Raw genomic sequence first — 22,340 nt, 5'->3', positions numbered from 1 at the left:
GTCCAACGCATTACTCCTGATTAGATTATTGTGAAGCTTTCTCTCGTGTTTCGGTTAAACGTCGAGTTAAGTCAATAATATTCTGGCGAGTAAAGATATCATCCAACGTTGTTGAAAGCTTACGGCGCCAGTTTGGATACTCATCGACGGTTCCCGGAATATTGACTGGCTGGTCCATTTCTAACCAGTCTTCCAGCTGAAGGCTCAACAGTGCACTTGAACTTGCAGCCAGGTGCAATTGCATGCCTTCGCTTAGGTATCGGTCCATTGGGACATATGCAGCATCTTGCCCAACACCTTCTGGAAGATAACCATGCCAGGCTAAACTATCAAGAATTTTTTGCTTGCTCTCCGCACGGCTGTCAAACAGGCCGGCTAGCTGTTCCTTGTCAGGATACAAGCCCAGCTCTTCACCCATCTTAAGGTCATCACAGTGCCAGAAGCCACGTAATGTCGGCATATCATGGGTACACAGTGCCGCCATGGATTGCTGCGGATAATGCGACGGTGAGTAGAAGCCGCCGTCTTCTGCTGTTTCGAAGAAGAATACCTTGTAAGAATGAATGCCGGCTGTCGATAGTTTCTCGACAATCTCGTCAGGCACGGTACCCAGGTCTTCACCGATCACCGTACACTGGTGACGGTGACTTTCCAGCGCAAGGATTGCCATCATGTCTTCTACCGGGTAGTACATGTAAGCACCATCTTTGGCACCCTCACCTTTCGGGATCCACCACAGACGCAACAAGCCCAGAACATGGTCAATGCGAAGTGCACCACAGCTACGCATATTGGCACGGATCAGCTGAACATAAGGGTCATAGGCTCTTTCTTTCAGCACTTCCGGGTTTAGCGGCGGCAGTCCCCAATTCTGACCCAGAGGACCAAGAATATCTGGCGGCGCACCTACGCTGACGTCCTGACACAGCGCACCGTGATCAGCCCAGGTTTCAGAGCCAGAGTCACACACACCCACAGCCAGGTCGCGGTAAAGCCCCATGACCATACCCTTTTCTTCTGCCAGCTCGTTAACTTCGGCCAGCTGGGTATCGGCAATCCACTGCAAGTACATGAAGAGTTGTACTTTGGCATAGTTCTTCTTGATAAATGTCTGCACGGCAGGGTTATCAAAATGACGGTACTCTTCAGGGAATACCGGCCAGCCCCATACAGAGTCATCTTCTTTCTTCAGCTCGGCATGAAGCGCATCGAAGGCTGCCTGGTGAAGCAGGCTTTCACCGCCCTGCTCAACAAACGTCAGGAATTTCTCTGCACGYGCCGTCTTTTTATCCAGRTGACGCTCACGGAACGTATCGAACAGCAAAGGAAGCACGGCCATTTTCAGGCAGGAKACTTCRCTGTAGTTCACCCAGTTGGCATTGCGGGCCTCGACCAGGCGCTGCTGGAACTCAGGGCTRCCTACCAGCTGCTGGGCTTCGTCACACTGAGCAAACTCAGAGACTGAGCTCACATCAATATACATCAGGTTCARCCAACGGCGAGAAGACGGGCTATATGGGCTCGCGCCTTCCGGGTTGGCCGGGAATAAGGAATGAATGGGGTTAAGCCCCACAAAATCACCACCGCGGGCAGCAACATCGGCAACCAGTTGTTTCAGATCGCCGAAGTCACCAATCCCCCAGTTGTGATTAGTGCGAATTGAATACAGCTGAACGCTCGTACCCCAAAGCTTCTTGTCTTCCTGCAGGGCATCCTGCTTGTAACAAGACTGAGGAGTAACGATCAAAGTCATTTCAAACGGAGATTTACGACGCTTGCGGAACACTTCCAGCTTGTGGTAACCCCACTCCAGATCATCTGGTAATGAGAACACCAATGGGCCGCCATCGGCACGCTCGTCACTGATCAGCTGAGACTGTAACCAGCCTTCCATTACTTCGCCCTGCTCTGTTTCCAGACGCCAGCTAAAATCGCTGATCCGTGCACTTTGGCCAAGGTGCATGGCAATACGCATCGGCTCGCCGCTACGTACTACCTGTACCGGTGCCAGTACATCCGGACGCTGCTTTTTATTGGCTGATTCCAACAAGGCTTCGTCGCTTCGTGTATCGTAACCAAGCGCTGCGAGCAGGCGACGGATCGTCTCGCTCTCAACGTTTGCTTCATCTCCCCAAGCACTGACATAGCTATCTGCAATACCTACCATGTCAGCAACTTGTTTTAATACTTGATCGTCTTTCATCGTTCTCTCCGATAGCGGCCTTGCGGCCGCTTCGATGTTAGGGTTTTGCTGATATCAATTCAGACTCTAAATCACCAAATGGGGTGAATTAACGGTTTACTGGCTCTAGGTTCCAGATGTTATTGGCGTAGTCTCGAATACTACGGTCTGAGCTAAACTTGCTCATCAATGCTGTATTTAGAATTGCTTTGCGTGCCCAGTTCTTCTGGTCACGGTATTCAGCATCGATTTTCTCGTGAGTTTTCACGTAGTCGGCAAAGTCAGCCAGTACCAGGTAAGGGTCACCRCCGTCCAGCAGRTTGTGGCGRATYGCTGCCAGCTGGCCAGGGTAGCCTGGTGTGAACTCATCAGTTTCCAATAGATCCAGTGCTGCGCGCAGTAAGCTATCAGCATGGTAATAACGGTAAGGGTCGTAACCCTCTTCTTTYAGTTTCTGTACTTCATCAACCAGCAGGCCGAAAATGAAGATGTTGTCATCGCCGACTTCTTCGCGCATCTCGACATTGGCACCGTCCATCGTACCGATGGTCAGGGCACCGTTCATCGCGAAYTTCATGTTACCTGTACCCGATGCTTCTTTACCGGCAGTCGAAATCTGCTCTGATACGTCTGCTGCAGGGAACAGGATCTCTGCCAGGCTCACGCGRTAATCAGGAATGAAGACCACCTTCAGCTTGCCGCCAAGACGAGGATCGTTGTTCACCTTCTCGGCAAYCTTGTTGATAGCAAAGATAATATCTTTCGCCAGCGCATAACCCGGCGCCGCCTTGGCACCGAAGAAGAATACGCGAGGCTGCATRTCGAACGTCGGGTCGTTCAGCAGACGGTGGTACAGCGACAGAATGTGAAGCAGGTTCAGGTGCTGRCGCTTGTACTCGTGCAGRCGCTTGATTTGAATATCGAAGATGGCATTGGTATCCAGCTCGATACCCATGTTCTCTTCAACCCAGTCAGCCAGACGTTGTTTGTTCTCTTTTTTCACTGCCATGTARCGCTTCTGGAACGCTGCATCTTCAGCAAACTTCTCCAGACCGGCAATTTTCTCAAGCTTGYTCGGCCAGTCGTTACCCACCTTCTCGCTGATCAGCGCAGAAAGACCCGGGTTACAGTATTTGATCCAACGACGTGGTGTKACACCGTTAGTCACGTTCTGAAGACGRCCAGGGAAYAGCTCRTTGAACTCAGGGAACAGGTCACGCTTGACCARCTCMGAGTGCAGYGCGGCTACACCGTTRACGGCATAAGTACTGACCACACACAGGTTCGCCATGCGTACCATRCGCTGAGGACCTTCCTCAATGATAGATAGCTTGCGCTTCACTTCATTRTTGCCMGGCCAATGCGCTTCAACCAGCKTCATGAAGCGRTGGTTGATTTCRAARATGATTTCCATGTGACGAGGAAGCATTTGGGCAATCAGTGCTTCRCTCCACGTTTCCAGTGCTTCAGGCAGCAAGGTGTGGTTGGTGTAGGCGAATGTCTTCGAAGAAATGGCCCACGCGGCATCCCAACCCAGCTTGTATTCGTCWAKCAGRATWCGCATCAGTTCTGGGATAGCGATWGTCGGGTGCGTATCGTTAAGCTGGATAGTCTCAAGCTTAGCCAGATCTTCAATCTTGTTACCGGCACCGATGTGGCGGCGCAGAATATCGGCAATCGAACAGGCACAGTGGAAGTACTGCTGCATCAGACGCAGTGCTTTACCCTGGTCATGGTTGTCGTTCGGGTAAAGCACCTTGGTCACGTTACCGGCTTCCAGTGCAGAGTACTGAGCACCCACATAGTCACCGTCGTTGAAACGCGCCAGGTTGAACGGTGCATTAGAACGGCACTCCCACAGACGCAGCGGGTAAACGCTCTTGTTATCGTAACCGACGATAGGCAGGTCCCAAGCCACACCTTCAACCGTCATACCCGGCACCCAACGGCGGCGAGTATCACCGTTCTCGTCAATATAGACTTCTACGCGACCATAAAGGCTCACTGTCTGAGAAAGCTCAGGGCGGATCACTTCCCACGGGTAACCTTCAAGGCCACGCCATGCATCAGGTGCTTCTACCTGACGGCCTTCAACAAAAGACTGACGGAACAGACCGTACTCGTAGTGCAGGCCGTAACCTACCGCCGGGTACTCTTGTGCAGCCAGTGAATCCATGAAACAGGCAGCCAGACGGCCAAGACCACCATTGCCAAGGGCTGGATCACGCTCTTCTTCCAGCAAGTCAGTCAGATTCAAGCCTAGCTCTTTCATTGCCGCAGCAACGTCTTCATACAGACCCATGCTGATCAGGTTGTTGCCTGTCAGGCGGCCGATAAGGAATTCCAAAGAAAGGTAGTTCACACTACGCGCTTTCTCTTCTGCTAGTTGTTTTTCTGTTTCTAGCAGGTTGCCGGTACTGATTTCTGCCAGTGCTCGGCCCATCGCCAGATACCAGCTACGCGGAGTGGCTGTCTCTGAAGTATTCGCATAAGTCGTCGTCAGGTGTTTCTCTACGGCAGCTTTAAATGCTGCCTTGTCAAATTGCTGTGTTTGCCCACTTTTAGACATGGTTCAATCTCACTCTAGGATTATTTCCAACTGGTGACTATGTTGCCTTCAAGTGTATGTTAGAACATCCTCCGACCCTCGAAGGATTATGGATGAGTGCTAGGGGCGTAGCTCCCCTCCTGAGTGTGACATCCTGCAAAACTTTGAGGTATAGATAACTAAGCCTGAACAATGCGATGCAACTTAATTCATTAGAAAGTGATTAAATAACATACTCAATAATAAGCTGAATATTAAATGTTCGTAATAGGTTTGAACCATACTAAAAGCGGCCTTACTCACTCTATTGCTTTTCCGTTACAGCCAATTAAGTGTTAAGATCACAAAAATCATAACGCTTTGCGGATCGGTGACATAAACGTCACGGACAACAAACAATGAAATGATATCAAGGGATACAGTGCCCAGGCGTTTTTAGCATTTGTTTATAGCACCCCATCATGTAACCCAAGGCGTATATCAGAATATTAAAAAGGTTATTTTTCAAATGAGTAGTCAGACTATCCAATGGTTCCCGGGCCACATGCACAAGGCTCGCAAAGAAATTGAAGAAGCCATTCCAAAAGTCGATGTCATTATTGAAGTACTTGATGCGCGCATCCCTTTCAGTAGCGAAAACCCGCTGATCAAATCTTTCCGTGGTCAACATGGTGACAATGATAAGCCTGTTGTTAAGGTTCTTAACAAACGTGACTTGGCCGATCCTGAGATGACCCAGATGTGGATCGAGCACCTTGAGAAAGAGCAAGGTGTTAAAGCGATTGCTATCACTACGGAAAACATCAACGAAGTGAACAAGATCACCGAACTTTGCCGCAAACTTGCCCCGCATCGCGAAGATATGGGTAAGAACATTCGCACCATGATCATGGGGATCCCGAATGTTGGTAAATCAACCATCATCAACACACTTGCCGGTCGTACCGTTGCAGTCACGGGCAACCAGCCAGCTGTTACCCGCCAGCAGCAGCGTATCAACCTGCAGAACGGTATCGTACTTTCCGACACCCCGGGAATTTTATGGCCGAAAGTTGAAAACCCGCACAGTGGTTTCCGCCTGGCAGCAACAGGCGCCGTTAAAGATACAGCAATGGACTACATTGATGTGGCGTTCTTCACGGTCGAATACCTAAAAGAAGCGTATCCGGAGCTACTACAGGCACGCTACAATCTCGATGACGAGCTGCCGGAAACTGAAATAGAGCTGATGGAAGAAATCGGCCGTAAACGTGGCTGCCTCAAAGGCGGCGGTCGCGTTGACCTGCATAAAGCCTCTGAAATTCTGATCAACGAACTTCGTAACGGTACGCTGGGCAAGATCACCATGGAACGCCCTGAGATGATCACCGAAGAGCTGGTCAATGTCGCGATTGAAACAGAACGCAAAGCAGAAGAAAAAGCGAAGAAGAAAGAAGAGCGCCGCAAGCGCTACCTTCGCAATAAACGCTAAGCAACGACCCTGTTACGATAAATGCTGCCAACTGGCAGCATTTTTTATGTCTCAAATAAGCCTTACACGCACTCGTAGTTACATATAATAAAAAGCGGTGCTGTTTCCCCGCTACTGGAAACAGCACCAATACGTCAAACGACAAAGGATTATGTACCATAGCTGCAGTTTTCCAGATTTAGACTATGCAATAAGCAAAACCACACTAAATACTGCAACACCGCAACTATTAGGTTGCAACCATTATGCCAACCGTTCATAAGCTATAAATCAAATACTTATGGCAGGAGTTCATTAATCATGCACCTTCAGAAGGAATATCTGCACTGTTAAGGCGCAACAAGATGGAAATAGGTTGATCGCAAGTCAGCGTCGGAGAAATATGGTTTTGGCTAATTAGGTGGGGTTATAAAAAAGAGCGGGCGCGACATTCGTCGCGCCCTTAGGTCTTACTTGCAGCATTCCCGCTACTATGGTGCTCCCTGCATCATTCCATGATTTTGCTGATTCCTTCAGCTTAGTCCTTTTTGTCTCTTTCCTAGAGATGTCCTTTCGGTCATACCTTGACCCGTCGAAGCATCCTGTCTCGACTCTCATCTCCTTCCTGGAGGTGTCCCTTGCTTCATCCTGAAGTGGTCCATTTTGTCATCCTGACTAGCAAATTTCCTATTTGCTATATCGGTTCCGTCCGATTGTCCCTTCACAGTCCATGTTCGATAAATCTTCCTGATCTACCGTCCTCATCCTGAGGTTGCCAATCTCCCTGGCATATTTCCTGTTCCGTTCCGTCAGTTCCTTCCGACGAGGTACAGATTACGTTATTTCAAAATCTAAGCAATACACGAAGTTCACATTTTTCTGTCTCAACTTCAGCAAAACTGACAGAACACACCTAACCACTTGATAAGTATCAACTTTACTTGTCTTGCGAGAGAGAGCCCTACAAAAATCTTTCACATCTCCCACGCCTTTGTAAGAGATCTCTTACAAGAAACCGCGCTGAAATCGCCTCCAGACACCTAACTACACCTGCAAAAATCCTTGTTAATTATGCATATTGAGTCAAAGATTCCAGCTTTTCTAACAACACTTCTTTCTTAAACGGCTTGGCAACATAATCATCCATACCTGATTCATAACACTTGGCAATATCTTCATCCAGTACACTGGCAGTTAAAGCAATAATCGGCAATCGACTAGAGACCTTACTCTCTTTTTCCCAGTTTCTAATTTCCTCGGTTGCCGTAAAGCCATCCATAACAGGCATCATACAATCCATCAAAATAGCTGAGTATTGTTTGCCTTGCCTAATCGCGTCCACGGCCTCCTGCCCGTTGTTCGCGACATCATAACCGAAACCCGCTTTTCGCAAGAACAAAGAGGCAACCTTCTGGTTCACCAAATTATCCTCGACAATCAATATGATATTTTCTTCATCATCAAAATGCTCAGTTGCCACTTGGTGTCTGTCTGCTGTCGGAGAAAGCTTCTGCTCTGGCTGCGCTTTACCCGATTTAACAGCAAGACTTGGTTCTACAGCCTTTACTGCCGCCTGAATGGTTTTAGTAAAACGCTGACCGAGAAGAGGAAGCGTAATCACACCATCTATTTCTGACCCGAAGTCGTGTAATGTATCGCCATGGCTACTACATATCACCAAGGCAGCCTGCGGGAAGTGCTGCCTGATCAATGGTATCTTTTGTTGTGTCAGATCCAGAGACTGCTGACAATATATAACGAGGCTATAGTTACTTGAGGTCAGATCCATTGCTAAGAGATCGGCGCTAACCGAGACGTTTATCCCCCACTTTTGACACTCCGCCCGGATAATTGCAACGGTCTCGTTATCACTTCCAACCAACAAACAGCGCAAGCCATTGGAATCTTTGGAAGGAGTAGCAACCACATCAATATCTACTTCCAGCGTAAAGCTAAAAGTACTGCCAACTCCTTTTTCTGACTTCAGTTGAATATCCCCCCCCAGCAATTCGACAAGCTGGCGACAAATAGCCAAACCAAGACCAGTACCACCAAACTGACGAGTAATGGAGCCATCTTCCTGGACAAAAGGCGAAAAGACTTGCGATTGTTTATCCTCTGCAATCCCAATACCCGAGTCTATGACGGAAAAAAGTAAATCGGCTTTATTGGCCGGTTTAAGCAGACAATCCACGGCCAGCGTCACACTTCCCTCCGGCGTGAATTTAACGGCGTTAGACAACAGATTCATCAGCACCTGACGAAGTCGATGCTCATCAACAACCACACTGTACGGTACATTCGGTGCAATCTTCACCTGCAAGTCGAGTTTTGACTCGGTCGCCCTTGCCATCACGATACTCATGGTGTCATAGACAACTTCACTGACATTACATTCATTAGGCGCAAGTACCAGGTTGCCAGACTCAATTTTTGACAAATCTAATATATCATTGATTAGTAACAACAAAGTTTGCGAGGACGTTTCTATAGTCTGGAGATACTCAGCCTGAGAGGGTGAGAGTTCAGTATCAGCCATAATACCCGACATACCAATAATGCCATTTAGAGGGGTACGTATTTCATGAGACATGTTGGCCAAAAAAGAGCTTTTCGCCATGTTCGCCTTCTCGGCAGCTTCTTTAGCTTTCAATAAGTTAGCTTGGTTTACACTGCGCTCTTCGATGAGTACATTCAACTGGCGTGTAAAGACGGTAAATTCATCATTGCCATCTTCTTTTATCCGCAAGTCACTCTTATTCTGCTGTTCAATATTAGCCATGGTCTTTAAGATATGACCAAGATAAGAAATAACTCGTCTAGCCAAATTTGAACCAAGATAGCCCATGATCAGCAAAGAAAGGATAATGACGGCTAAATAAACAGTCATCAGTTGCTTTGACTTGGATATACAATCATTCACTTCATAAATTAACTGCGCACTCACCTCATTGACAACAAACTGAATTAAACGAAAACGTTCATCAAACGCTTTCATACCTGCAGAAATATCTTTCCCCGATTCTTCTCCTGCCAATATTTCACTACGTAATTTATAGCTCTCAGAAAAAGCCGGATTTGTAAATGTTCTGCTGAGTAGATCAATTTGCTCTGGTGTTGCATTAATAGATAAATAACGTTCAATGAACAGTTGCTGCCTTTCTATAACTGAAACCAATAAACTTTGATAATACTCATCTCTTGTTACTTCACTATTTAGCAAATGCACATACCAGTTTTCTTGCTGAGCCCAAATTTGAAGCCACTTTAACTGGTAGAGAATAGATAGGTTTTGTTCAATCTGTTCATCGTCCACAGTAAGGCTGCTTTTCTCCAGTTGCTCCAGAGACTGCCCAACGAGATCGGAAGCCCAGTCTGACCAATCAGTCACATCCTCCTTGGCAACGCCTTCAAAATCTTGAAGAACCTCAATCATATCCGACGCAACAGCAGAAGCTTCAACCTGCTCGGCAGGAGCAAAAGCGACAGTAAGCAAAGTCGAATATTGTGATGCAGCTTCAATAGCCTGATCCTTTTCATCAAGCACATCCGCTGACTCCAATCGACTTACCCTCATTTTGTGAACCAATGTCCCAAAAGTCGATATTTCTTCAAGTAACTGAACTCTTGCGCTCAAACTATTCAAAGAGTGGACTTTATTATAGAGTTCACTAAGCTCTACGCCTGTAAAAATGGAGGAAAATGTTAGTGGAAACACCACTAGACAGAGCAGCCTTGTCTTTATTGATATTCTATTTAACAGGCTCATACCTTCTCCTTGAACGTGAACCTTCGCATATGTCCATTTGTAGTCACATCAATGTATACTATTATTTATATTAGGATTATTTTAGGATAAATGGAATTTTTTGATGTGCAATGGACTGAACACTCAAAGTTTTATTTCCCTTTTTGCTGCAGGGATAATGTTCTTACTGCCTTCATTTTCTAGTTTTGCTAGCGATAGCAATGGAAAAGATGTCGAGTTTGCTGTTTTTTCACTAAATGATGAGATCCCGTCCCTCAGTAAAAGTAAGGCGAGAATGCTTTATAAGGGAAGAACTAAAAAATTAAATGGCAGTATTAAGATTGTTTTGGTTGATTTACCCACTACATCCATACTCCGGGAAGATTTTTATAATATGTTATTGGGCAAATCCATTTCCCAGATGAATGGATATTGGGCAAGCCTGTCTTTTTCCGGAAAAGGGACACCACCGGAAGAGCTCAACAGTGACGATATAAAAGATATTATCGAATGGCTGAACAGGAACCCTAACGGAATAGCCTACGCGCCTGTCAGTGAGGTCCCGGAAAATGCCAATATTCTTATCACAATCTTACAGGGAGAGTAAGATTATGAAGACTTCAACTTTCATTCTTATACCGCTTATAGGCATTTCTTTTGCCTCGGACGCTGCGATTAAAGTAACCGACAATTTTTCTGTCGGCGGCTTTGGCTCTACCTCAATTACCACGTCGGATAACAGCACGCCGCTCTTTGTTCACAGAGAGATTGACGATAGTACCTGCTATGACTGTGACACCACCTTTGGCCTCCAAGCTGATTTAAGCATGACTGACGATTTTAACGCTTCCCTGCAAATCGTTAAGCGACCGCAGGATGATTGGTCTGATCCCGAAGTGGAATGGGCCTACCTTGGCTATCAGTATAAAGACTTTTCATTCAGAGGAGGCCGACAGCGAGTTCCCTTGTTTCTTGTTTCGGAATACTACTATGTTGGCCAAGCCTACACTTGGGCCAGGCCACCACAAGAAGTTTACGATAGCCTTATGGGCTTCACCTTCTACGACGGCCTTTCTGCAGCCTGGCAAGGTGATATTTCCGACGAGACAGCTGTGACGGCGTCACTTTATTATGCCTTCGAACACGAATACAAAACTGAACTGGGTAACGATAAACTTACCTTTGATACAGATAGAATTGCCGGAACATCGGTTGGTCTGAGTGGTTTTAACTACCGAGTGCATTTAGGCTATGCGCACGTAAAATTCACTCAGTTGCCCGCTGCCACGCCAACAGCGGAAATCTTAAATGTCTATACCCTTGGCGGCGAATACTCGCATGACCAATGGCAGTTCATGGCTGAAGTTCAGAGCGACCAGATACAAACGAATTGGTATGTCAGCAGTGCCTACAACTACGACATGTTTACCCCGTACCTGGTGTATGCTGAGAGCCACCACCGTAGACAATCACAAAGCCTTACCGCTGGCCTGCGTTACGATATCACCTACTCCGTCTCACTAAATGCAGAATGGCAAGGTGTCTATATGGACAGCAGCAGCTACGACAAATTCGGGACTGGTGCCTTTATCTCGCCCCCTAAACTCACCGGGGAAGACAAAGATGCGCAGCTATATACGCTAATGCTTAATTTTGTTTTCTAAACCTTGTTTTCTAAACCGCTAGACTCCGCACAAGCAAACCTTCATAAAGGAAGAGGCAATCAGCCTCTTCTTTATTCTTACTCTTTTCAGCATCATGCCACACTACACAATGGTGCTTTTCTCAACTAGCTCAACGTGCCGTTTACAGGGACTACTTGACCAGCATTGCCGCTCCAAACACGCCAGCACTATCACCAAGCGCTGGTTTCACTATTTGGGTTTCAAGTACCGGGTTGAACAGATGGCGTAGGATTGCCTTGGGACCGTATTCATAAAGTACATCAACATTGCCGACACCACCTCCCACAACAATCACATCCGGATCGATGACATTGATGATTTGAGCAACAGCAAGGCCGAACTTCTCAATCAGTCGAGTCAAAGTGTGCTGAGCATAGCTGTCACCGGATTCTGCCAACTCAACAATCTCTGGCAGACTCGCCGACTGATTGGCCAGTCGTTGATAATAGCTCTCCAACCCTTTGCCTGAAATAACTGTTTCCAGACACCCGGCTTTACCGCAGTAACACGGATCGCCATTGGCCTCGAGGACGTTATGGCCCCACTCGCCCGCAATACCATGTCGGCCATTGATCAGCTTACCGTTCACGACCAGGCCAGAACCGACTCCTGTGCCCATAATGATACCGAAGACCACTTCGGCATCGGGTTTGACTTTCGGCACGATACCCAGACAGGTCTCGGCCAACGCAAAACAGTTGGCATCATTTGCCAACTTAACTTCAGTCTGCAAGAGGCTTTCAAGATCTTTATCCAGCGACTGGCCATTCAAGGCTGTCGAATTGCAGTTTTTCATCACACCAGTTTGCGGATCTAAGGTGCCCGGCGTTCCAAACCCGACACAAGCCGGGTATTCACCCACTTCTTCCGCACATTGATCAATGAGCCGTTTGATCCTCTGCAAAATATGCCGATAGCCTTTGTCTCCTTCGGTCGCAAGACGCTTACGCAACACGCACTGATCATCCTTATAAGACATCACTGCACACTCAATCTTGGTCCCACCCAGATCGATGCCCCAATAATAACGGCCCATTTCAACTCCACTGGTTTATATCTAGCGATAACGTTCAATCTTGATAAATTGACATAGTAAAGCCTGATTAAAAATCATTGTGTTAGCCTTGATTCTAAATATGTGATTGAGAGCAAGTGAATGGCCATTTTCGACGCCAGGCGCATTAACCGCCAAATACAGCAAAATCGACCATACTTAAACCGTTAAGCGAGAAATCATTACGCAATAGTGGAGGCTCTCGGTATGTTTTTGAAAGAGGCGCGGACTGGAGATTTAGTCGATGTTGTAGATATGGCATCACTGATTAATCCTTTCTCACAAAATGTCACTGTTCAGTTCCAATCAGGGGAAGATCTTGCCGATCCTGTCGCAATCGACAAACAAGAGCTGGCTTTCCCTTCAGGGGAGGAGCTTCCCGAATGCTGGTTAAATGGCTATTACCGCTTCCAGCATAAATAACAACCCAACTCGCCACCTGGCTACGGATAACTTTGTTCGGCACGGTGGCGAGATGCTCTACTCCCAGTACTTCATCTTGTACTCCCACCTAACACCCTGCTAAAGCAAATCAGATTCACAGCTGCATTGCTGTATTTTCATAATCACAATAAAATGTGACTAAGTGATTCAAATTTTTGACAAATATTATCTACCGAGTTAGTTAATACAACTTTATTGTGTAAAAATCATACAGGTCAGTAGGCTCATCTCAATAAAGGAATAATATGAAAATACAAGAGATCCACCTCGCCTCCCGCCCTGAAGGAATACCAACAGCAGATAATTTTTCATTAGTCAGCAGGAAAATACCCGCAATTGAAGACGGTGAAATTCTGATCAAGAACCTTTGGATGTCAGTCGACCCCTATATGCGTGGCAGAATGAGGGATCTTCCCAGCTATATCCCTCCATTCGAGCTCGGCAAAACTCTTGAAGGTGGTGCCATTGGCGAAGTAATCGACTCCCGCAACCCTCAGTTTCCGATCGGTACCAAAGTGAGCACCATGCTTGGATGGCGCAGCCACTATATTAGCGACGGTAGCGAGTTAACTCCACTCCCGGCAACTCCCCTACCTCTGCAAAGCTTTCTCGGTATCATGGGAATGCCGGGTATGACAGCCTGGTCGGGCTTATTCTACATCGCAAATCTGCAGCCTACGGATACCGTTTTTGTTTCAGCAGCCTCCGGTGCTGTCGGCAGTGCTGCGTGCCAGATAGCCAAGTTGCACGGCTGTACTGTGATAGGATCGGTAGGATCAGACAAAAAAGCTAACTTTCTCAAAGAGATGGGAATCGACGCAATTATCAACTACAAATCTGAGGCAAATTTATCTGACGCCCTCACCGCTGTTGCCCCACAAGGAATAGATGTCTACTTCGACAATGTTGGCGGCGAGCATCTTGAAGCCGCGCTGGATAACATGAACAACTTTGGCCGGATCACGGCCTGTGGCATGATTTCAAACTACAACGATGCCGAGCCTCAATCAGGGCCAAAAAACCTCATCAAGCTCATTGGCAAAAAACTAAAAATGCAGGGCTTTATTGTCACAGATCACTGGGAGCACTACTCCGAGTTTGCACAACAGATGGGAAAATGGATTGCCGAGGGCAAGATTAAGTGGGAAGAAACCGTATTTGAAGGTTTAGACAAAGCACCCGATGCCTTTATCGGCCTGTTCGAGGGAAAAAACACCGGGAAAATGCTCGTGAAACTGTAGCAGCACCGCCACAGTTACCCTCCTGAGAACCTAGCCTCTCACAGGCTAGGTTTTCGTAGTGAATAGCGATAATCGCTGAGCCATTTGGGTCGTTAAACGGTTAATAGCTTCCGACAACGCTTTGACTTGTGCATCGTAGCCGTCTTGCTCCAACGGTACTTGAAAAGCAAACGGGTAGACCCCCTGCAAAGCGCCTTTTGCATCGAGTAACAACCACTCACCACTGACCTTAGCGACTCCGGTATAGTGGCCATTAAACTGATTCACTTTTACTTGAAGCCGCGGCACCCCCATTGTTGATAAGGCAGGCGTTAGTTCCGTCGGCCAATACTTGGATTGCTTTTGGCGAAGGTCGTTGTTTATTCTGCGTGTCAGTTGTTCACTGATACTCTCCGCCCACAAGTTTTGCTGCGCCTGTACCACCTCAGTATCGCTAAGCTGATAAACCAAACCGTTGCCTGACAAGTGCTCGGCCATTTCCACCGGGCGAACCACCAGCAAAGGTTGATTAGTAGCAATCGCAGACGTGACAGTCTGATTTCCGGAAGGTAGCAGATAAGTATTGCTGACGGGCTCCGTTGGCTGACTACTGCAGCCTACAAGGAGTCCTCCCAAAATAATTAACCAGTTGCGCATTATTTAATCCCCCCGACGGGAATAGGATCTTTGGCCTTTTCTCCCGAAAAAATCAATGAATTTGGCTTGTCATTTATCTGCCGCAACACCGGCTGAAGCTCTGTCATTACCTGCTCAAACCGTGCTAAAGCCTGCTCTAGATTACGATACGGTTCGGCGTCAGGCCCAAAACCATCTAAGGTATTCTGAATTTGCTGCAGGCTGTTACGGACTTCGCTGGGAATGGCCTGGGTATCCTGGTTCGCCAAAATCACAGCCAGCTCGTTCGCCATTTTCTCAGTAGCCAGCAACGTCTTCTGCGAAGCGTTCAGGCTGTTATTCAAGCTTGCCAGGGTATCTTCTACCGGCAGGTTATTTATCTTGCTTAAGATAGCGCTAATTTGTTTTTGTATTTGGGCAAACCCACCTGCTTTGGTTGGGAAAACATCATAGTCACCATAGCGCGCTAACTCAGGCATTTCTTCTTCAGGATAGAGTTCAGTATCAACCAGCAAGGCCCCTGTTAACAAGTTACCTGTCTTCAAAGAAGCTCGGAGCCCAGCCTTAAATTCCCGCTCAAGGTTCGTCTTCAACTGAGGCAAGGAATCAACATCGACATGTTCATATATCCGCCCCAGTTCAATACGCACCAAGACTGGGATCTGCTTACTTGCAAACCCGCTCACGGCCCGAGGCAGTTCCAACGGAACTTTTCTCACGGTTCCAATGCGAATACCCCGGTACTCAACAGGAGCACCTGAGTTCAACCCTCGAACTGATTCATCAAACAACATGACGTATTCGAGATATTCATCGAAGAAACGCTCTCTGACCTGCTTGAGATTGTTGTAGAGCCGAAACCGACTCAACTCCTTAGTGATCAACTCCCCTGGTTCATTGCCTCTTGGCACCCTGAAGCTGACCCCGCCGGTGATCAGAGACTCAATCGAACCTATTTTAAAGTTGAATCCTTCTGCAGACATCTGCAAATCCACACCGGATGTTAACCAGAAACGGGTTCGCTTGCGGATAAGGCTGTTATAGGGCTCGAAGATAAACAGCTGGTAGTTTGCTTTCTTGGCCTCGGGATCAAAGGTTATTTTCTCTACCCGACCGACCGTAAAACCTTCATACAATACCGGGTCTCCCACCCCGAGTTTGCCAGCTTCGTTATGATAGAGAACCAGCCGGATCCCCTTGGCATCAGGCGGTGCAACCGGTGGTACCTCCAACACGGTAAACTCGAGTTTTTCCTTTTTTGCAACGCCCGGTTGCAATTGGACATAGGCACCTGAGAGTAACGTTTCCAGCCCGGATACGCCCTCTTTACCAATTCTAGGTTTTACCACCCAAAATAGGGTGTCTTCCTTGAGCATGCGAGCGGCATCTTTGTCTATCTGCGCTGTGGCGATAATAGCGCTATAGTCATCATTTAAGCTCACATCCGTGATAACCCCGACTCTGACATTGAGTGCCTTAACCTCCGTTTTTCCAACCTCAATCCCCTCGGCTGTTTTCAAAAATAAGGTGACTTCCGGCCCCTTGCTCATCATATATTGAGCGATCATCCAAATACCGATTGCCAGTGCAATCACCGGCACAAGCCAGATAGAAGAAATCTGTTTGATATCCTGGACTTCAGCTTTTTCCTGCTTGTTATCACTCATAGTTGGCTTCTCTTTATTATTAATTACCACAGCCCGTTTCTTATGATGCCTGCTCGTGATTGCTCGAAGAGGCAGTCGGCCCTTCTTCTGTCCAGAAGATCCTTGGATCAAAGGTCATTGCCGACAACATGGTTAAAATAACAACACTGGCAAAAGACAGTGCTGCCGGTCCCGGAAAAATTGCCATCAAATTCTGTAGCTGCACCAAAGCCACCAGAATGGCGACAACAAAAATATCAATCATTGACCAGCGACCAATCAACTCGGTGATCCGATAAAGCCTTAATCGCTGGATCGCCTGTCGGCCGTCAGTTGAACCGACAGTCTGTGCTTTCATGTACAACCAGAGCAATGCGAAGATCTTGGCAAGCGGAATAATAATGCTGGCCAGAAAGATAACCGCGGCAATCGGGTACGAACCTAATTGCCATAGCAGAACAACCCCCTCCATGATTGTCGAGCCCTCCGAGTTACCCAGACTGACTGTGAACATCATCGGGTACAAATTAGCCGGAACAAAGAAGACAACGGCGGCGATTAATAATGCCCAACTTCGTTGCAGGCTCTGATGCGGACGATAAGGGTGCAAGGTACTATGACAACGGCGACAACGAGCATGGGAAGTGACTGGCATCGGGTTAAGCTGAGCACAGGTATGACAGCTAACATGATTAGCCGATTGGTGACTGTCACCAACTTTTAGCCCGGGCAAAGGCAGCATAGGGGAAAACTGCAACCATAACCACGTTCTGTCTACCATGGACACACATTTCACAACCAGCAGCGTATAGAAACAAAATGCCCAAAATGACATTCCCAGGCCGATATCAGCCAATGATGCAATTTTTATCAGGCTGACCAAAACCCCAATAAGAAAAACATCCACCATAAGCCAAGGCTCAATAACGGTCATGCCCCGGCACAGACGCTTCTCGAACATACGAACTGATTTTGCCTCAGCAGTTAAAGACAGCTTCTTGGCAACCCAGTAGAGGTACAGAACGGTGGAAATATAAACGGCAGGCAAAATCACAACAGTCAATAAGAGCAAAGCTGCCAGTAAACTATTTTGGAAACTGCTGAGCATTTTGGCAGCATGAAGCAAGGTGATCTCCTGAGTGATCCCCTGCACACTAAAAGACATAAACGGAAAGCTAATGCTGAGTACCAGCATAATCAAACAGGCAATGCCATAAGATAAAGGCCGCTGAAAAGGCTGGCTGATATATTTTGCCAATGTGTGGCCGCAACGAGGGCAGGAGGCTTTCTGCCCGTCAGTTAATACAGGCAGTTCTGTCACCAAACCACACTCTTCACAACCTACCAGCACTTTAGATGCCTGATGCTCGCTCATTATCAGCCTTTATCTTTGCTCTTATCCACTGAGTATAGAAAATCTCAGGGAAATGCCCGTGCAAAATTAAGATAACGCCTTGATATAAAGCTGATAGATGCAGCAGCCCTATGCAGCCGATTATTAGCGACGCAATAAAAAACCTCCCAAGTGGGAGGTTAAGTCAAGCAAGATAAAGTGAACGTCTAGTTACTACGAAGCTCATATGAGCAAATCTACTTATGGATGGATCAAGTGGTTTATTCGCCTATAACACTACTACTCACAGTATAGTTAACAATTCATGACCATATAAAATATATGGTTATATCTCGCCCTGCTTTAAACATTCAGACTTTACAGATTCAACGATTGAAAAGCTAAATCTGTTTTTGCAGCACAGATGAAATCATTTTTATGCAGCCCTTTTACTGAATGGCTCCACCAGCAAACCGTCACTTTCCCCCACTCTAGCGTAATAGCCGGATGATGAAACTCTTCTTCGGCAAGCGCCGCCACTTTGTCGGCAAATGCCCAGGCTTGTTTGAAGTTCTTGAACTTATAGGCCCGCTCAAGCTGCTTAATTCCTTCCCTGCTAAGCACATCCCACTCCGGGATATTCTGAGACAGCTCGATCATCTCACGCTCGGTGACCATCGGCGCACCGACCTGGCACGCTTCACACTTCAATTCATGTAATTCAGACATAGTCTCCCACAATCTCCTTATCTTTGGGTGGAAACATAGGCTCATGCAAACCTAAAGATTTAGCCTCTAATACCATACTCATAATGTCTTTCTGGGCCAATTCGTAAAGTTGCTCAATACTATCGAGCACAAAATATACCGGCTGCATGATGTCGATACGATAAGGCGTACGCATAATATCAACCGGATCAAACGGGCGATAAACTGGCTTATCGCTGGTTACCGCATATTCTGTTTCGCCGGGTGACGATAAAACTCCCCCGCCATAAATGCGCAAATTATCATCCCGGCGTAGCAAGCCAAACTCAACCGTAAACCAATACAAGCGAGCAAGATAGACGCGGTCTTCTTTGCTTGCTTCATACCCCAACCGGCCATAGGTGTGGGTAAACTCAGCAAAGGCCGGATTAGTTAGCATAGCGCAATGGCCAAAGATCTCGTGGAAAAAGTCAGGCTCCTGCAGATAATCGAACTCTTCGCGGCGCCGTAAGAAAGTGGCAACTGGAAACTGCTTGTTAGACAACAGACTGAAGAAACGATCAAAGTTGATCAACGCCGGCACCTCAACACACTCCCACCCGGTTGTTGACCGCAGCACCTGGTTGATCTCTTCTAGTTGCGGTACCCGATCCAGAGGCAAATCAAGCAAATCCAGCCCTTTGATGTATTCATCGCAGGCCCGACCGTCGATACTGTTGAGCTGTCGAATTACCAAATCATGCCAGATTTGATCTTCCTCCGGACTCCAATCTATAAAACCATTTTCATCCGGCTTCTTCGATACATATTTGTTCGCTACACCCATAAAATAACCTACTTTGTCTATTCGCCTCTCCCTGGCAATCTTCAATTATTCCCGTCTTCAATTTCGAATTTCCTCTATCTTCATTAAGGTTAGGTGCTTTCATGACGGCATTGGAACCATTGAAAGGAAAACATATTTACGCATGAGTGTAACAATTTTTTTACATTATTTTTTAGGGTACTATACCCAAGCTACCTCAAGATGCTCGCTTCAGCGAGAATTACTTGGCTTGTAGGCTAGGCACCGATTTGAAAATCTAGTGGCTCTAAATTAATAATCGGTAACAACGCGTAGAAGCCAAGTAAACTCGCCCTTTGGGAGTGAGCCAGCGTGCCCATTTCTGTGTCAAATAACGTTGAAAGGGGCTACCATTCCTACCGTTATCTTCCTTGAACTGAACCCGCTGGTCTCACTCTGAATCCTGCATCTTGAGGTAGTTTGGGTATAACTTTAATCCCGTCTCGAAGCTGAGCTTGCATTTTCAAAATATAGTGTTAGCAAATAAATGGTTATGTAAAATTATCCGCACACTCCAGCGGATAAAATAATACGGATTTAGTTGCTTGTTCGTCCTTGCTCAGCCAGAGTTAATATATTGAGTTAACAAAACATTAACTTTAAGGATAGGGCAATGCGGCATTGGTTTCAGTTTCCAATCATTGAGGGAAAGGCATCCCGTCAGGCTCACTGCGATTTACCCGAAGGGACCTTTGAACGTGAATGCGGCAAGGAGGGCTTTTTTGGCCCGGCCAGCCATATGTATCACGCCAACCCGCCGACAGGCTGGACACAGTGGGAAGGCCCGCTTCGTCCCCGCGCCATCGATACAACCAAGCTGGAGCAGCCAGGTGATTCTCCCTGGGATGCATCATTATTGCTGTTCAATAACAATGTAAAGATGCGGGTATGGAACAGCAAACAGAGCATGGACCATCTGGTGCGCAATGGCGACGGCGACGAGGTTCTGTTCATCCATCAGGGCCGCGGACAACTATTTTGTGACTATGGTCACCTCACTTTTCGCGACGGCGACTATATCGTGATCCCCCGGGCGACAAGCTGGCGTATTGAGACTGAAGAGCCGGTGTCCATGCTGCTCATCGAGGCCACTAACAGTGGATACCAGATGGCAGAGCGCGGCCTCGTTGGCCAGCACGCCGTGTACGATCCGGCAATTTTGGAGTATGCCCGTATTGATGATGCTTTCTTGGCCCAGCAAAGCATGGAGCAGCAATGGCAAGTGAAACTGAAAGCTCGCAACCAGCTCAATACCATCACTTACCCGTTTAACCCTCTGGATGCACAGGGTTGGAAGGGTAACCTGACCGTTTTTAAGCTTAACTGGCGTGATATCCGGCCTTTGATGAGCCATCGCTATCACCTTCCCCCATCGGCGCATACTACCTTTGTCGCCAACGGCTTTGTGATCTGTACCTTTGTACCCCGGCCAATCGAAAGTGATCCCAAGGCATTGAAAGTGCCCTTTTACCACAACAATGATGACTATGATGAAGTGCTGTTCTATCACAGAGGCAACTTCTTCAGCCGCGATAATATCGAGGCCGGCATGATCACCCACCACCCATGTGGCTTTTCCCATGGCCCACACCCCAAGGCACTGGCCAGCAGTATGGAAAACCCGAAGAAGGAAACCGATGAGGTTGCGGTGATGATCGATACCCGGTGGCCGCTGGAAATCGCCGATTTACCTGAAGGTGTTGAAAATAAAGACTATGTTTATTCATGGTTAAACAAAAAATAAGCCATTCATGCCAGTGATGGTAACGATTAACCCGATGAAAAAATTTACATTGTAAATAAGGAGTCGAGAGTGAAACTAGCTTCCTTAAACCATGGCCGAGACGGACAACTTATTGTTGTCTCTCGTGATTTGACCCAAGCCGTGCATGCCCATGACATTGCTCCTACCCTGCAATTTGCTCTCGACAACTGGGATCAGGTTGAAGGCGATCTTCAGCACCTGTACCGTAATCTCAACGACGGTACCGCCCATGATGTCTTCCCGTTCAATCTCAAGCTTTGTGCCTCGCCGCTTCCCCGCGCCTTCCAATGGGCTGACGGCAGTGCCTATGTCAATCATGTCGAGCTGGTACGCAAAGCCCGCGGCGCAGAAATGCCAGAAAGCTTCTGGACCGATCCGCTCGTCTATCAGGGCATGTCTGATGCCTTCCTCACCCCAACCCAGGATATCGCCGTTGCTGACGAAAACTGGGGCATTGATTTCGAAGCCGAGATCGCCATTGTCACCAATGATGTCGACATGGGGATCCGCACCGAGGAAGTACACGGACACATTAAATTACTGATGCTGGTTAATGATGTCTCGCTTCGCAATCTGATCCCTGCCGAGCTGGCCAAGGGGTTTGGCTTCTTCCAGTCCAAACCGGCATCGGCTTTCTCGCCGGTTGCTGTCACCCCGGATGAACTGGGCGACAGCTGGCACGACTACAAGGTTCACCATCGCCTAACGGTTCATCACAATGGTTCTTTATTCGGTCAGCCCCATGCCGGAACGGATATGACATTCAACTTTGCCGAACTGGTTCAGCATATTGCCAAAAGCCGTCCGCTCAGTGCCGGGACGATTATCGGCTCCGGCACCGTATCTAACCGGGACAGATCCAGTGGCTCCTGCTGCCTTGCCGAGCGCCGTATGCTGGAAATTATTGACAACGGGGTCGCCGAAACACCTTTCATGCGCTTCGGCGACACCGTCAGAATTGAAATGTTCGACGACAACGGCCAGTCCATTTTTGGGGCAATTGAACAGAAAGTGGCACGTTATGAACATCGCTACCATGATGAAGACCTCAACCACCACAGACCGACCTGAGCGAGG

16 protein-coding genes are annotated in these 22,340 nt (G+C 47.5%); 7 read left to right on the top strand and 9 right to left on the bottom strand.

Annotated elements, in window-relative coordinates:
* Positions 1-25: 25 nt before the first annotated feature.
* Together malQ and L4D19_RS06375 are read right to left on the bottom strand one after the other, a co-directional pair.
* Positions 26-2,203, bottom strand: coding sequence for a 4-alpha-glucanotransferase (malQ, locus tag L4D19_RS06380; RefSeq protein WP_428451734.1), 2,178 nt, complete (start codon positions 2,201-2,203; stop codon positions 26-28).
* Between the two features lie 88 nt (positions 2,204-2,291).
* Positions 2,292-4,751, bottom strand: coding sequence for a glycogen/starch/alpha-glucan phosphorylase (locus tag L4D19_RS06375; protein WP_428451733.1), 2,460 nt, complete (start codon positions 4,749-4,751; stop codon positions 2,292-2,294).
* Positions 4,752-5,238: 487 nt separating this feature from the next.
* Between L4D19_RS06375 and ylqF the strand changes: the two genes are divergently transcribed.
* Positions 5,239-6,201, top strand: coding sequence for a ribosome biogenesis GTPase YlqF (ylqF, locus tag L4D19_RS06370; protein WP_160658183.1), 963 nt, complete (start codon positions 5,239-5,241; stop codon positions 6,199-6,201).
* 1,048 nt (positions 6,202-7,249) lie between these two features.
* Here the strand turns inward: ylqF and L4D19_RS06365 are convergent.
* Positions 7,250-9,949, bottom strand: coding sequence for a hybrid sensor histidine kinase/response regulator (locus L4D19_RS06365; RefSeq protein WP_428451732.1), 2,700 nt, complete (start codon positions 9,947-9,949; stop codon positions 7,250-7,252).
* A gap of 103 nt (positions 9,950-10,052) precedes the next feature.
* Between L4D19_RS06365 and L4D19_RS06360 the strand changes: the two genes are divergently transcribed.
* A complete protein-coding gene (locus L4D19_RS06360) occupies positions 10,053-10,535 on the top strand; it encodes a hypothetical protein (protein ID WP_428451731.1) in 483 nt (160 codons plus the stop codon).
* Between the two features lie 4 nt (positions 10,536-10,539).
* Complete coding sequence (locus L4D19_RS06355; protein WP_428451730.1) at positions 10,540-11,592, top strand: hypothetical protein; 1,053 nt, start codon at positions 10,540-10,542, stop codon at positions 11,590-11,592.
* Positions 11,593-11,743: 151 nt separating this feature from the next.
* On the opposite strand, the gene L4D19_RS06350 is transcribed toward L4D19_RS06355, so the two are convergent.
* A complete protein-coding gene (locus L4D19_RS06350; RefSeq protein WP_428451729.1) occupies positions 11,744-12,649 on the bottom strand; it encodes an ROK family protein in 906 nt (301 codons plus the stop codon).
* 225 nt (positions 12,650-12,874) lie between these two features.
* Here L4D19_RS06350 and L4D19_RS06345 point away from each other — a divergent pair, with 225 nt between their 5' ends.
* Both L4D19_RS06345 and L4D19_RS06340 read left to right on the top strand, forming a co-directional pair.
* The gene (locus tag L4D19_RS06345; RefSeq protein WP_075765693.1) at positions 12,875-13,090 is read left to right on the top strand and encodes an acetyltransferase; all 216 of its coding nucleotides are present in this window, start codon (positions 12,875-12,877) and stop codon (positions 13,088-13,090) included.
* Between the two features lie 266 nt (positions 13,091-13,356).
* Positions 13,357-14,352: an NADP-dependent oxidoreductase gene (locus L4D19_RS06340; protein WP_428451728.1), complete on the top strand. Its 996-nt coding sequence runs from the start codon at positions 13,357-13,359 to the stop codon at positions 14,350-14,352.
* A gap of 45 nt (positions 14,353-14,397) precedes the next feature.
* Here L4D19_RS06340 and L4D19_RS06335 read toward each other — a convergent pair whose 3' ends face one another.
* From L4D19_RS06335 to phhA, 5 genes are all read right to left on the bottom strand, one after another.
* On the bottom strand, positions 14,398-14,988 hold the full coding sequence (locus L4D19_RS06335; protein ID WP_428451727.1) for a PqiC family protein: 591 nt from the start codon (positions 14,986-14,988) through the stop codon (positions 14,398-14,400).
* Positions 14,988-16,634 carry an intermembrane transport protein PqiB gene (gene pqiB / locus L4D19_RS06330; RefSeq protein ID WP_428451726.1) on the bottom strand — a complete coding sequence of 549 codons (1,647 nt, stop codon included), beginning with the start codon at positions 16,632-16,634 and terminating at the stop codon, positions 14,988-14,990. Before pqiB ends, L4D19_RS06335 begins: the two co-directional genes overlap by 1 nt.
* A gap of 40 nt (positions 16,635-16,674) precedes the next feature.
* Positions 16,675-17,988, bottom strand: a complete 1,314-nt coding sequence (locus L4D19_RS06325; RefSeq protein WP_428451725.1) for a PqiA/YebS family transporter subunit — start codon at positions 17,986-17,988, stop codon at positions 16,675-16,677.
* 336 nt (positions 17,989-18,324) lie between these two features.
* Positions 18,325-18,675 carry a 4a-hydroxytetrahydrobiopterin dehydratase gene (locus L4D19_RS06320; RefSeq protein ID WP_160657937.1) on the bottom strand — a complete coding sequence of 117 codons (351 nt, stop codon included), beginning with the start codon at positions 18,673-18,675 and terminating at the stop codon, positions 18,325-18,327.
* The gene (gene phhA / locus L4D19_RS06315) at positions 18,668-19,480 is read right to left on the bottom strand and encodes a phenylalanine 4-monooxygenase (protein WP_428451724.1); all 813 of its coding nucleotides are present in this window, start codon (positions 19,478-19,480) and stop codon (positions 18,668-18,670) included. The genes L4D19_RS06320 and phhA overlap by 8 nt, the downstream gene beginning before the upstream one ends.
* A 631-nt stretch (positions 19,481-20,111) precedes the next feature.
* Between phhA and L4D19_RS06310 the strand changes: the two genes are divergently transcribed.
* Together L4D19_RS06310 and L4D19_RS06305 are read left to right on the top strand one after the other, a co-directional pair.
* Positions 20,112-21,242, top strand: coding sequence for a homogentisate 1,2-dioxygenase (locus L4D19_RS06310; RefSeq protein ID WP_428451723.1), 1,131 nt, complete (start codon positions 20,112-20,114; stop codon positions 21,240-21,242).
* A 69-nt stretch (positions 21,243-21,311) separates the two neighbouring features.
* Entirely contained in the window at positions 21,312-22,334 is a 1,023-nt protein-coding gene (locus L4D19_RS06305) for a fumarylacetoacetate hydrolase family protein (RefSeq protein ID WP_428451722.1), read from the top strand.
* Positions 22,335-22,340 lie beyond the last annotated feature (6 nt).

Origin of the sequence: Photobacterium kasasachensis (assembly GCF_050336885.1) — a bacterium.
GTDB lineage: Bacteria > Pseudomonadota > Gammaproteobacteria > Enterobacterales > Vibrionaceae > Photobacterium > Photobacterium kasasachensis.
Note: the sequence above shows the minus strand (reverse complement) of the source record. Positions and strands in the feature narration are given on the sequence as shown.

Coding starts and splice junctions, on each gene's coding strand:
- L4D19_RS06345 (WP_075765693.1), top strand. CDS start 12,875: ATGTTTTTGAAAGAGGCGCGGACTGGAGATTTAGTCGATGTTGTAGAT.
- L4D19_RS06365 (WP_428451732.1), bottom strand. CDS start 9,949: ATGAGCCTGTTAAATAGAATATCAATAAAGACAAGGCTGCTCTGTCTA.
- ylqF (WP_160658183.1), top strand. CDS start 5,239: ATGAGTAGTCAGACTATCCAATGGTTCCCGGGCCACATGCACAAGGCT.
- phhA (WP_428451724.1), bottom strand. CDS start 19,480: ATGGGTGTAGCGAACAAATATGTATCGAAGAAGCCGGATGAAAATGGT.
- L4D19_RS06360 (WP_428451731.1), top strand. CDS start 10,053: ATGTGCAATGGACTGAACACTCAAAGTTTTATTTCCCTTTTTGCTGCA.
- L4D19_RS06335 (WP_428451727.1), bottom strand. CDS start 14,988: ATGCGCAACTGGTTAATTATTTTGGGAGGACTCCTTGTAGGCTGCAGT.
- pqiB (WP_428451726.1), bottom strand. CDS start 16,634: ATGAGTGATAACAAGCAGGAAAAAGCTGAAGTCCAGGATATCAAACAG.
- L4D19_RS06350 (WP_428451729.1), bottom strand. CDS start 12,649: ATGGGCCGTTATTATTGGGGCATCGATCTGGGTGGGACCAAGATTGAG.
- L4D19_RS06310 (WP_428451723.1), top strand. CDS start 20,112: ATGCGGCATTGGTTTCAGTTTCCAATCATTGAGGGAAAGGCATCCCGT.
- L4D19_RS06340 (WP_428451728.1), top strand. CDS start 13,357: ATGAAAATACAAGAGATCCACCTCGCCTCCCGCCCTGAAGGAATACCA.
- L4D19_RS06325 (WP_428451725.1), bottom strand. CDS start 17,988: ATGAGCGAGCATCAGGCATCTAAAGTGCTGGTAGGTTGTGAAGAGTGT.
- L4D19_RS06320 (WP_160657937.1), bottom strand. CDS start 18,675: ATGTCTGAATTACATGAATTGAAGTGTGAAGCGTGCCAGGTCGGTGCG.
- L4D19_RS06355 (WP_428451730.1), top strand. CDS start 10,540: ATGAAGACTTCAACTTTCATTCTTATACCGCTTATAGGCATTTCTTTT.